The 11,859-nt window shown below is 67.8% G+C and carries 11 protein-coding genes; 6 read left to right on the forward strand and 5 right to left on the reverse strand.

The window, feature by feature from the left end; genetic code table 11:
- The first annotated feature begins 95 nt into the window (after positions 1 to 95).
- Together BM127_RS03240 and BM127_RS03245 are read left to right on the forward strand one after the other, a co-directional pair.
- Positions 96 to 1,580: a glucosyltransferase domain-containing protein gene (locus tag BM127_RS03240; protein WP_091194147.1), complete on the forward strand. Its 1,485-nt coding sequence runs from the start codon at positions 96 to 98 to the stop codon at positions 1,578 to 1,580.
- 102 nt (positions 1,581 to 1,682) lie between these two features.
- A complete protein-coding gene (locus BM127_RS03245; RefSeq protein ID WP_091194149.1) occupies positions 1,683 to 2,678 on the forward strand; it encodes a MauE/DoxX family redox-associated membrane protein in 996 nt (331 codons plus the stop codon).
- Between the two features lie 7 nt (positions 2,679 to 2,685).
- Here BM127_RS03245 and BM127_RS03250 read toward each other — a convergent pair whose 3' ends face one another.
- From BM127_RS03250 to BM127_RS03260, 3 genes are read right to left on the reverse strand one after another with little or no spacing between them, the layout of a single operon-like run.
- Complete coding sequence (locus BM127_RS03250) at positions 2,686 to 3,978, reverse strand: hypothetical protein (RefSeq protein ID WP_139227610.1); 1,293 nt, start codon at positions 3,976 to 3,978, stop codon at positions 2,686 to 2,688.
- A gap of 26 nt (positions 3,979 to 4,004) precedes the next feature.
- On the reverse strand, positions 4,005 to 4,646 hold the full coding sequence (locus BM127_RS03255; protein ID WP_091194155.1) for a WbqC family protein: 642 nt from the start codon (positions 4,644 to 4,646) through the stop codon (positions 4,005 to 4,007).
- Positions 4,643 to 5,263 carry a PIG-L deacetylase family protein gene (locus BM127_RS03260; RefSeq protein ID WP_091194158.1) on the reverse strand — a complete coding sequence of 207 codons (621 nt, stop codon included), beginning with the start codon at positions 5,261 to 5,263 and terminating at the stop codon, positions 4,643 to 4,645. Before BM127_RS03260 ends, BM127_RS03255 begins: the two co-directional genes overlap by 4 nt.
- A gap of 104 nt (positions 5,264 to 5,367) precedes the next feature.
- On the opposite strand from BM127_RS03260, the gene BM127_RS03265 reads away from it, so the two are divergent.
- Positions 5,368 to 6,135 (forward strand): class I SAM-dependent methyltransferase, encoded by a 768-nt coding sequence (locus BM127_RS03265; protein WP_091194161.1) that lies wholly within the window; start codon positions 5,368 to 5,370, stop codon positions 6,133 to 6,135.
- Here the strand turns inward: BM127_RS03265 and BM127_RS22100 are convergent.
- Positions 6,114 to 6,995: a glycosyltransferase family 2 protein gene (locus BM127_RS22100; RefSeq protein WP_157829660.1), complete on the reverse strand. Its 882-nt coding sequence runs from the start codon at positions 6,993 to 6,995 to the stop codon at positions 6,114 to 6,116. The genes BM127_RS03265 and BM127_RS22100 overlap by 22 nt on opposite strands.
- Positions 6,996 to 7,018: 23 nt before the next feature.
- Positions 7,019 to 8,005 carry a glycosyltransferase family 25 protein gene (locus BM127_RS03275; protein ID WP_091194165.1) on the reverse strand — a complete coding sequence of 329 codons (987 nt, stop codon included), beginning with the start codon at positions 8,003 to 8,005 and terminating at the stop codon, positions 7,019 to 7,021.
- 159 nt (positions 8,006 to 8,164) lie between these two features.
- Between BM127_RS03275 and BM127_RS03280 the strand changes: the two genes are divergently transcribed.
- The 3 genes from BM127_RS03280 (at position 8,165) to BM127_RS03290 (ending at position 11,858) form a co-directional block, all read left to right on the forward strand.
- Positions 8,165 to 9,001 carry a glycosyltransferase family protein gene (locus BM127_RS03280; RefSeq protein WP_091194167.1) on the forward strand — a complete coding sequence of 279 codons (837 nt, stop codon included), beginning with the start codon at positions 8,165 to 8,167 and terminating at the stop codon, positions 8,999 to 9,001.
- A 66-nt stretch (positions 9,002 to 9,067) separates the two neighbouring features.
- Positions 9,068 to 10,930 carry an ABC transporter ATP-binding protein gene (locus BM127_RS03285; protein WP_091194170.1) on the forward strand — a complete coding sequence of 621 codons (1,863 nt, stop codon included), beginning with the start codon at positions 9,068 to 9,070 and terminating at the stop codon, positions 10,928 to 10,930.
- Positions 10,914 to 11,858 carry a glycosyltransferase family 2 protein gene (locus BM127_RS03290; RefSeq protein ID WP_091194172.1) on the forward strand — a complete coding sequence of 315 codons (945 nt, stop codon included), beginning with the start codon at positions 10,914 to 10,916 and terminating at the stop codon, positions 11,856 to 11,858. Before BM127_RS03285 ends, BM127_RS03290 begins: the two co-directional genes overlap by 17 nt.
- Position 11,859: the final 1 nt, after the last annotated feature.

Here is an 11,859-nt window from a genome sequence, read left to right on the forward strand (position 1 = left end):
AAACACTAACGCCGTATCCGACCATCTACAGCCGGTTGGTCCCCAAGACACGGATTCAGACCACAAGGACCGCAGAGTCGATTAGCCTCCACGCCGTGCCCACCGCCCGCGTCGCGCCGTCAACGTCCAGCGAGCGGGCGGTGATAGTAGTCGCCCTGGCGATGCTGCTCACCTACGGCTACGAGGTCTTCAACTTCAATCTGAGCCTCGATGAGCCGGTGCTCTTAGGGGGAGGGCAGCGCAGTTTGGCCTCCCTGTTCGCGTCGCAAGGTCGCTGGGGCATGGCCCTGCAGTACGCCGTCCTGCCTGAGACGGTGCTGCCCGTTGTCAGCGCGGGTCTGGCCGTTCTCCTGGTCGGGGCATCTCTTTGGGTGCTTGCGACGAAGGTGTTCGGGCTCAGCCCGATGACCGCCGGCTTCATCACGGCTGTTGCTGCGACGATGCCCACCATCGGCTTCGGCATCTCATTCGCCACAATTGCGCTCGGCATCGGGCTGGGGTTTGCCGCATCAGCGATCTACGGAGTGTGTGCGACCTCGACGACATGGCAGCGCCTTGCGCTCGCTGTTCTTGCTGGGACCCTCGCGATGGGCATCTACCAGGGATTCGCCTTCACCCTTCTGGCCATCTCGCTCTCCCTTGTGGCTCGCAGGTCCGACTGGCGGTTTGCTGGCCGGAACATCGGGCTCCTGGCAACCTGCGCGTTGGCCAACGTCGTGATCGGAGCGCTCGCGAAACGCGCACTGGGCGCTCCGTCCGACACCTACGTCAACGACGTCATGGACCTGCCGGGACTGGCCAGTGATCCATGGGGCAGGCTCTCAGCCGCATCAGCACGAAACGTGGAAGTGCTGGCGCCTGGGGCATCGCTCTACGACAACCTGCAACCCTGGCTCGCACTGCTTCTCACCGTTCTGGTGGTCCTGGCGATTCGGTCGAGCCTACGGGTCAGTTCTCACCAGTCACGGATCGTCCGTCCTCTCGCCCTTCTTGCGCTTCTCGTCACACCGGTGGTTGCCGCGCTCCTCGTCGATGAGCTCCCCATCAGGTCGATGGTCTACCTGCCCGTGTGCCTGCTCGGCCTGACCGCGATCGCTATTGCGGACGCTGGCCCTGAGGTTGGCAGCCCATCGACGCAGGTGGGCATCACTGGATGGCTCGCGGTGGGACTCTGCACGATGGCTGTCATTGCCAATGCATCGGTTTCCAACCAGGCGTTTGTTGCGTCCGAAGCATCGTTGGCACGCGATCGCTTTCTCGCGCTTCGCATCGATGAAGAAGCTCGACGCCTCTTTCCTGATGCGGCCGAGGCACCCGTCGTCGTCGTCAGCGCGCCGAAACAGCAGGGGCTGGGGACGGTAGGGAGGCCCGCTGAGCAGTTCGGCCTGAGTCTCTTCACGGGAGAGCCCTGGCGGTCGACAAGCTTCCTCACCAGCCAAGGCGTCGAGGTGTCCTCTCCAACTGCGGAGGAAGAGCAGCGGGGCCTTGCAGCTGCAGCACACATGCCGGAGTACCCGACGGCAGGTTGGGCCAAGTCGCTGGACGGGATGTTGGTCGTCAATCTCGGGCCGGACTACTGAGCCAACGGTCCAGTGACCACGGGCGCCGGAACACCATTCCAACCATCTGATCTGCAACTCTGGTGACGGAGCTGTGAACGAGCGAACCATAGGATTCACGCCATGTCGTCAGCACCGGTTGCAGCACTCATCGTCGTGCTCACCCTCGCTGCCGTGCTGCTGACCAGCGGAGTCGCGAAGCTGCGCGACCCCCGCGCCACCCGCGATGCCTTCGACGCGCTGAAGGTGCCGACGGTCGTCGCTCCCGACGTGTCAGCGAGGGCGCTTCCGTGGGTCGAGATCGCGCTGGCGATCCTCCTGCTCGTCACGCCAGCGGGCTGGCTGTTTCCCGTGTCGGCAGTCCTCGTCCTGCTGATGCTCGCCTACACCGGGATCGTCGCCCGCGCGCTCGGCTTCGACGAGCCCGTGGCCTGCTCGTGCTTCGGCTCCCTGGGGCGGCACGAGATCGACCGCACGACGCTGGCGCGCAACGTGCTGCTCACCGCCCTCGCGGCAGCAGTCGTCTGGTTCGCCCTCGACGGCGGATCGACGCCTTCCGCTCTCGCTGATCTCGACGGCGCCGGGTGGTGGGCCCTGGCTGCGGCGACCGCGGCAGCTGCTGTCGCGGTGATGGTGACGGGCGGCGCTTCGAGCGCGGGGCGTTCGCCTGTGGGCGGCGACGAACTGCTCGACTACGAGCGCCAGCCCATCCCCTACGGAGTGGTGACGCATCACGACGGTCGCGCCTCGACGCTCTCCGAGCTGGCGCGCACCCAGGCCCGGCTCCTGGTGGTCCTCAACCCGAGCTGCGGTCCGTGCGTCCGCACGGCGGAGAAGCTCGACGGCTGGGCGGCGCAGCTCACCCCGGCGGTGGGGGTCCTCGCCGTCTACCCGGACGAGCACTCCGCCCTCGCCGCCGGCGAGCACGCACCCGAGCTCGCCGTCTCCGAGCCGGAGCTCAACGTGCGACGGCTCTTCTCGGTCGGCACGCCGGCGGCAGTTCTGCTCGGCGCGGACGGGTTCCTGGCCGGCGGTCCGGTCGGCGGCGAGGATGCGGTCGCAGAGTTCGTCGCCGAGGTGCTGCAGGAGCTGGTCACACACCAGGGCGCCGACGGCTGAGAGAGCGTCAGCCTCCTTGGACCCAGTCGCAGCTCAGCAGGGCGAGCCACTCGGTGGGAACGTCCGTAGGAGTGAGCTGGACCTCGACCGAGTCGGCGCCCGCTTCGCAGGCGGGCCTCACGTCGTCGATCGACGCGACCCACGTCGGTCCGTGCGAGTTCCACGAGTCCCCGGTCATGTCGCCCACCGCCGCCAAGCAGAACAGGACGACGGCCGCGACCCGGAGTGCCCGGTGGCGTGCGTGCGACACGGCCACGAGCACCGCACTCCCCATGAGCAGCGCAGGGCCGACCGAGTAGCGGGATCCGTTGCCGAGCTGCCAGGGCGGGTCGAGCGTGAGCTGGTCATGAGGGGCGAACACCAGGGTGGCACCGAGAAGACCCCCGCCGGCGAGGAGCAGCAGCACCAGGAGCACCAACGGCCCGCCGGTCGGCCGGCTCAGGAAGACCAGTGCGAGCGGAACGAGTCCGGCCAGGACGGCGAGCAGGATCGCTCCATGGATCAGCACCTCTGTGCCGTTCTGGCCGAACTGCGCGACCGCTGGCCCTCGTACCATCAGCTGCACCACGGCCTCGACCGGTTCGCGGACGTACCACCCGAGATCGGTGGGCCGGGCCGACGGGATCAGCAGGAGCCAGTGGCACACCGCACCGAGGGCAACTGCCGCTGCGGGAGCCGCCATCGCCCGCCTGGGTGCGCTGGCGATGCGCCATGCGGCCAGGGGCAGCAGGAGCAGCACCAGGGGGTCGGACATGGCGCCGACGAAGCCCAGCACCGCAGCGAGGACGGCCAAGCGGCCGCGGAACAGTCCCACGCAGATGAACAGACACCCCGCGTCGAAGAACCAGCGAAGGTTCGTCAGGTTGCCCAGGACTTCCTGCTGCCCCACCGGGACGAACACGAACAGGAAACCTGCCGCCAATCCCCACGACCGCGTGCGCGCGTAGGGGACGAGCACCCCGGCGGCGACGATGGCCAAGAGGATCCGGAACAGGCCCGCCGCGGCGCCCACGCAGGGTGCGAACCACGACACCGGGCCGGAGGCGCAGACGGCGGTGGAGACCCGAGCGCCGAGATGCTGGTAGCCGGTGTAGGGCGCGAAGATCGACGACCAGCCGTCGCGCACCCACTCCTGGAGGAAGATCGCGCCGTCCTCCTTGTGCACGTGGAGGAGCTGCCACCCCGTCAGTCGGGGTCCCAGGAGCCAGACAGCGCTTGCCAGCAGGACGGCTCCCCAGACCCAGGGCGCCACGCGTCCGAGAGACGACCGGCGGTCGAGACCGAAGTGCGGGACGCGCACGGCCCCGACGGAGGGGGGCGCCAGCCTCACGGCGCCTGTTTCAGGACGAGCTCCATGGGTGCTTCTTCATCCATGAGCAGGTCCACGATCGAGTCCCCGGTCGTGACGCGGTGCGTCGACCACAGCAGCTCGAGACCTGCCTCCGCGAATCGACCCTCCGGGTCGTCGCCCATGTAGGCACGACCACCCTGGCCGGCGAGGTACGACGTTCCACCCACCATCTGCACCTGCTCGATGAGCCGCTCGGTGCCTGCCCTCGCAGGAGGCTCCGTGACGACCAGCGGGGTGGTGATGCCGAGCATGCTCCTCACGATCTCGATCATGGCCACGTTGACCTCATGGAGCAGCCGACCCTCGCAGTCGAGGATCTGCTCGGTGAGCTCGTTGCCGCGAGTGCTGAAGTACGTCGAACCGGCGTACCTCCCCTGGATCACGTCGACGATGCGGCGTTGCCACCCGTCGGCGACCTCGACGGTGTTGATCGGCACCATCGACGGCCTGCCCACGAGCTGGTGCGAGCACCACGTGCCCCGCATCGTCACTCGACGCTGGTAGCCATGCTTCTGGAACTGGTCGTGCACGGAGAGCACGAACACGTCGCTCGTCGCCATCTTGAACCAGAAGCCCGAGTAGGGGAGCAGGTCCGGCTGATGGATGGTGACCTTCACCGGCGCACCTGGCGCACGAGGGCGTACTGCTCGGCGAAGTCGACCTTGCGCATGTGACCCACTGTCGCGGCGATCTCCTTGATGCTGTTCATCGGGTGAGCGCCGCCCGGATTCTCCGAGACGTAGGCGTCGCACGCGGCAGCCTTCATGTCGGCCTGATCCTCGGTGAGCGCCTCGAAGACGTTCCACCGCAGGTCGGAGGGATAGAGGTTCACGTCGTAGACGGCGATGTCGTAGACGAGCACCGAGTTCGGGACCCAGTGACCTGCGGACATCGAGAGACGCGCAGACCGCATGCCCGCCTCGTAGACGCCGATGTGGTCCTGGTGGAGCGAGGGGAACGGAAGGTAGACCTCCTCAGGCTTCACGTCCGCCATCACGACATCGAGCTGGTGCACCAGGTCGGTCATGTGCTGCTGGGTGGTGCCGTCGTCGAAGTCGAGGCAGCGGGAGTCGGAGACGCCGAGGACGTCCATCGCTCTCCTGTGCTCACTGCGTCGGGTCTCGCCACTCTGGGTGACGACCACGACCGTTGCGTCTTCCGGGTACTTGGCGAGCAGCCCGCCACAGCCCAGCGACTCATCGTCCATGTGCGGGGCGATCACCAAGCGGCGCATGCAGCATCCTTCTTCTGACGGTTGATGCAGGACTCTAGTGGCGGCCCGAGTCGAATCCACTCAGTCCCACGCGCGGCCCACAGTTGCGAAGTAGGCTCTCGGGGATGCCTCTTGACGAGAACAACCGCACGGTCTACGAGGATCCGCGGATCGTCCGCGCCTATCAGCAAGCGTCCTCGATCAGCCCGGCCGAGCTCGCCATCTTCGAGCCTCTGACAGAGCGGTTGCGAGCTGCAGCGCTCCTGGACATCGGGATCGGAGCCGGCCGCACGACGGCCTACCTGGGCGCGAAGGTGTCGCGCTACGTCGGCGTCGACTACTCGCGCGCTCTCGTGGAGGCTGCCCGAACGAGGCACCCCGGAGCGGACATCCAGTGGTGCGATGCCCGACAGATGCACGCGTTCGCCGATGGAAGCTTCGACGTCGCCAACTTCAGCTTCAACGGGATCGACTACGTCGATCACCCCGACCGCCTGCAGATACTGGGCGAAGTTCGTCGCGTCCTCAGACCCGGTGGCGTCTGGACCTTCTCGAGCCACAATCGTGACTACGCAAGACGAGGCCTCCTCCCGTGGCAAGGTCGGTTCAGGCCGGGACGCGTCATGGCGCGCAAGAGTCTCGAAGCAATCCGGGCGCACAAGAACTGGCGACACCTGCGGGGCGAGCAGGTCGAGACGACGGACTTCGCGTTGGTCAACGACGAAGCGCACGGCTACTCGATGCTGACCTACTACGTCACCCCACACGAACAGGTGCGCCAGCTCGCCGCTTCCGGCTTCGGGGACGTGCTGGTGTACGACCAGTGGGGGTCACCGCTCGAGGGCTCGTCCCCTGCGTCGATGTGGCTGCACTACGTGTCCCGGCGTTTGTGAGCCGACCACACCGTGCGCGTCAGTGCGCGGCGTGCTGCCCAGTCGCGGAGCGGCGAAGTCTCACGCCCCAGCAGGCCGCGCACCACCTCGGTGATCAGGTTGACCAGCGACGAGACCTCGACAGCGATGCGCAACCGGCGCTTCCAGCCCCACTTCTCGGCGTAGTTCAACCACGACTCGAGCTGCCAGCGTTCGCGGTGCGAGGGGGCCGACGAGGCGAACCCGATGTGCTCCGCCACCACAGCGCCCACGTAGACGGCGCGTACGCCACGTGCGGCGAGCCGCTTCTGCAGGTCCACCTCTTCGAGGTACATGTGGAACCGCTCATCGAACCCTCCGACTGCGCGGAACTCCTCCGTCGGCAGCAGCATGGCTGCACCGGACACCCAGTCGGTGGCGTACGTCTGCTCCGGGTTGTCGGGCCGGTCCTCGCCGATCAGCTTCGAGACACTCCCCCACGTGCGGCGGTTGCCCACCACGTTCACGCGCTGGGCCAGCACGTGCCTCCACGTCGGGAAGGTGAAGGTCGACGCCCCCACGTGGCCGTAGGTCACCACGCGCGGCGCCACCACAGCCGGGAGGAAAGGTCGCGCCGCCGCCAGGTAGGACGCCAGAAAGTCGTCAGTCACCACGAGGTCGCTGTTGAGGATCGCCACCAGATCTGTCTGCACCTCGGCGACCCCGGCGTTCACGGTGGCGCCGAAGCCAGCGTTGACCTCCCGACGTATGACGGTTGCTCCGTCGATGTCCGCCAGGGGTTCGGGAGACGCATCGTCGACAACGATGATCGGCGCACCCTGGGGCGCCAGGCTGGCCACCAGCGCCCGGGTCGGTCCGGGGTCACCGTAGTGCGGGATCACGACGGAGAGCCCAGGCGTCAGCACTAGGGCACTCCCGGACGAGCGAGGTGCCTCAAGCGGGCCGGCATCCGAGGGACCGCGTCGTTCCACGACGCCCTGGCTCGTCGGCTCAACGCCGACTGACGAACGCTCCAGGGCAGCCGGGAGGACAGGTCGCGACCGGTCAGCCACGCCTGCTTGCGCAGGTGGAGACCACGACTGGTGGCCTGGCTGCGCATCCGTCGTATGACGTCCGTGTCGGTGGTGTCGCTCGATCCGAGCACTCTGCCCGTTCCCGTGATGACGCTCTCCTGGTTGGCGGACTCCCAGATCAGGCTGGGCCGCACCTGGCACACACGGAGCCCGTGGTTCCCGATCACGCGGTAGTCGTCGGCCACCCTGGTCAACAGGCCCTCTTCCAGGCGGGCCAAGTGTCGGGCAGCGCGCTTCCGGACGAGGTAACCCACGGTCAGCATCCAGGCTTCGGGGGAGGTGTAACCCACGCGGAACCCGCCCGTGGCGTTGCTCCGTGCCCACGGAGACATCGGATAGAGCCTCTCCATGAGCAGGCTTCCTTCCGGTTCGGCGATGCCCAGCCTGCTGGCAGAGCCGTGGTGCAGGGGCATGACGTCGAACGGTTGTTCCAGCAGCCAGGGCAGGAGCATCTCGAGATCCTCGTGGAGGACAGCGTCATCCTCGACGACGAGCACGGCATCCAGGTCACTGAGGGCAGACAGTGACGCGATGTGCTTCATGACCTCTCGGTGACTGAGTGCACAACCCACCTCCCCGGGCGCAAGGTCTCGTGCGTACCGGGAGCGCAGCACTGCGCCATCGACCCGGCCGGCCACCTCCACCGGAGTTTCGCGACGGAGGTCGACGCCGTCGAACACCTCGAATCGGTGTCCGCCGGGTTGGTCGCGGAACTCCTGCATGCGTGGGCCGTCACGGTCGACGGTGACGACGAACCGGTGGTCGATGCCCGTGCCCCGTCGGTCCTGGCCCCTTGGCGCACCGTCACTCACAGCCACGCCTGCTCCTTCTCGCGTCACGGTCGTCCTCACTCGCCCGCAGCGCGCCGCTCGTCAGGTGGACGCCGCACCGCGAAGTCGCGGCGGAGGGAGCAGGCAAGGGCATGCGCCCATGATGTCGCACCGCCCGGACTTCCACTCACGGCTACGCTCGCGACCATGACCGGCCAGGACATTGCCATCGTCTCCGGTTGCGACCGAATTCGCTACGCGTCCTACGTCGGACAGCAGCTCTACGCCCGACGGCACGGATTCGGCTATCACCTCGAGCTGGCTCCGTTCGACGGGTTCTCCGGCTACTGGCACAAGGTCGCCGCACTGCGAGCACACCTTGCCGACCACGACTGGGTGGTCTGGTTCGACGACGACGCCTTCGTCACCGACCTCGACTCGACGTTCCTTCGGGACGCGCTCGAGGACGCCGAGCGAGCAGGTGCGTGGCTGGCGATCGCGCCCAGCTGCGACGACGAGCTCAACGGAGCGTGGGCGGCCTACAACACCGGAGTGTTCGCGCTGCGCAACGGCCCCCACGCCCACGCGCTGCTCGACGCCATGTCAGCGGCACCGATGGCTGACATCGAGGCATGGTGGGACAGCGACCGGCTCGGCGTCTTCACCCACGGCGACCAGGATGCACTCGTCTGGTTCGTCGAGTCGAGCTCGCTCGAGAGCTCAGTCCACTGGGTGGATCCGCTCGGTTGGAACGCTCGCCCGTGGCACTTCAGCGGGAGCATCGCCGATCCTCCTGTGTGCCACTTCCCCGGGCACCCCGACAAGTCGCTGGCGATAGCTGAGCTCGCTCGCCGCCTGGGGACCGACGAGACACTCGTGCGTCCGCGTGGACACACCAAGAAGTACGACGGGGTACACGCGCAGGTGCCTTCCATCGGACCTGTCGCCGAGCAGCTTCGGAGGACTTCCATCATCTTCCGCCGGTTCGTGCGTCGCGTGCGGCGCAAGGCGGGATGGATCCGCGCGAACCGGAGCTGGTCCTGATTCGTTGCTCGCACCTGCGGCTTCCTTTCGCCTCCCTCGGCGACGCGTGGATGCGAGGATGACCGCATGTCTGTGACCAGAAGGGCCACTCGGGTGGCCGCACGGGCGTTGGGCTTCCCGCCCGGCATCGGCGAGCTGCTGCCGCCGGCCATGCGAGCCAGGCTCACCTTCTCGCTCCTCGGATCGATGGCTCTGTCGATGCTCGACATGCTCGGCGTGCTGACGATGCTCCCGCTGATGCAGTTCATCACCGGTCAGGATCGTGACTCCGGCGCGCTCGGCATCGTCTACCGAGCAACGGGGCGCCCTGACGACGGCACGCTGGTGGTCGTCCTGTCCCTGATCATCGCGGGTGCCTTCATCGCCAAGGACGTCTTCTCCTTGGTCTTCCGCCGGTGGCAGCTCCAGTTCTTGGCCACGCAGTCGGTCGACGTGTCCACCACGATGCTGCGCAACTACCTCGTGGGCCCCTACCACTGGCACCTCGCGAAGAACATCAACGACAAGCTGTGGCTCACCGAGTACGGCGTGTCCAGCGGGTTCGCCGGCGGCATCTCGGCTGCTCTTGGCGTCCTCGCGGAGATCATCACCATCACGCTGATCGCGGGCTCGCTCTTCTTCGTATCGCCCCTCATCGCGCTGCTCGCCGTCATCTACTTCGGGCTCAGCGCGTTCGCCATGCAGCGCCTGCTCCGGCCACGCGTGCTGCGTGCCAGTGAGGAGGGCATGGCGGCGTCACGCCGGACGTCCTCGGCTGCTCTCCAGTCGCTCGCCGCCGCCAAGGAGATCAAGCTCCGCGGCGCCCACCAGGGCTTCGTCGACTCCTACCGGGAGGGTCGGGTCGCAGGAGCGAAAGCCGGCGCCGACCAGGCGTTCCTGACCGAGATCCCCAAGTACCTCCTCGAGATCATCTTCGTCGTCGGCATCGGGCTGCTCGCGGGGGTCGCGTCCACCCACTCCGACCCCGGAACCGGCCTGGTCGTTCTTGGTGTCTTCGTGGCAGCCAGCAGCCGACTCCTGCCCAGCATCGTGCGCCTGCTGGCCGGCGTGAATGGCCTCCGTGCCGCACGACCCCCGCTGCAGACCGTCATCCGGGAGCTGCACGACCAACGGATGGCACAGGTGGCGGAGGACCGTACGGTGCGCACCGAGCAGGTCCCGGCGGGCGACATCGCCCTCCGCGGCGTCGAGTTCGCCTACGAGGACCAACCCGACACGCGCGTGCTCAAGGGCATCGACCTCGACATCCCGCACGGTCAGTCATTCGCCTTCGTCGGGTCCAGCGGCTCCGGCAAGAGCACTCTGGTCGACACCATCCTCGGCCTGCACAAGCCGACGGCCGGCCACGTGCGCGTCGGAGGAGTCGACATCCGGCACAACATGCCCGGGTGGCAGGACCAGCTCGCCGTGGTGCCTCAAGAGGTCGTGCTGCTCGACGACACCCTGCGCCGCAACATCATCTTCGACAACGAGCCCGACCAGCAGCGACTGGACGTCGCGCTCGACCGCGCGCAGCTCCTGGAGCTGGTCAGCGCCCTGCCCAACGGTCTCGACCAGGCCGTCGGCGAGCGCGGGGCGCGGCTGTCCGGAGGACAGCGCCAGCGCATCGGCATCGCTCGCGCGCTCTACCGCGATCCCTCGGTGCTGGTGCTCGACGAGGCGACGTCAGCGCTGGACAACGACACGGAGCGCCGGTTCACCGACACGATCCGGTCGCTGCGGGGCAGCATCACCACGATCATCGTGGCCCACCGCCTCTCGACGGTGAGGGAGTGCGACCAGGTGGTGTTCCTCAGCCAGGGCCAGGTGCGCACCATCGGCACCTTCACCGAGGTCATGCAGCAGGACGCCGAGTTCCGGCACCTCGTGGAGCTCGGGAGCCTGGGGCCCATCGTGACCTCCGAGGACGAACATGAGCACTCCGTCTGACCGCGGCGGTCATGTGGTGTCGGCAGTGGTCGCCCACTACGGCGATCCGGCCGTCGCGCACCAGGCAGTGCTGGACCTCCTGGCTCAAGTGGGTCCGCACCGCATCGAGATCATCGTGGTCGACGACTGCTCGCCGTTGCCCTTCCCCGAGATCGCCGGTGTCACGACGATCCGCAGGCCCCGCAACGGTGGGTTCGGTGCAGCGGTGAACACGGGTGCGGCAGCCGCGACCGGCGACCTGCTGATGATCGTCAACAGCGACATCCGCACCGCCCCCGGCTTCGTGGAGCGGCTGCTCCACGAGGCCGACCCACTCATGCCTGCCGTCGTCGGACCCCGCACGACGACCACGACCGGCGAGGAGGAGCCCACCGGAAGGCGCTTCCCGACCGCTGCGCACTGGGCGGTGGAGAGCGTCGTCCTCCTCCAGAGGTTCTCGCTCCACCCGTGGTACCAACGTGCGATCGGGCGCGTCCGTCCCCACGGCTCGCAGCCTGTTCGCGTCGACTGGTTGCAGGGCTCCCTCCTGCTGATGCCGCTGGACGCCTTCCGGGAGGTGGGCGGCTTCGACGAGCGCTTCTTCCTCTACTCCGAGGAGGTGGACCTCCAGAGGAGGCTCGGAGCTCGCGACGTCCACTCCTGGCTGCTGCCCTCCCTCGAGGTCCGCCACGTCGGCGGCGCGTCGACCGACGCCGCCCGTTCCAACGAGTGGCTCACGCGCTCGCGCGTCACCTACGCCGAGAAGTGGGGCGGGCTGCGCACCTTGCGTCACTCGATGCGTGCGGTCGCTCTCGTCAACCTCGCCACCCGTCTCGTGCAGCGAGCCGCAGGTCGGCGTACGGCACCGAGGCTCGCGTGGAAGCGCGAGATGGCTGCCTCCAGGATCCGACCGTGGCCGCTCTCGCGCCCCGACGGTCACCGCAGCTGAC

The sequence above is a fragment of the Nocardioides alpinus genome, from assembly GCF_900112035.1.
GTDB lineage: Bacteria > Actinomycetota > Actinomycetes > Propionibacteriales > Nocardioidaceae > Nocardioides > Nocardioides alpinus.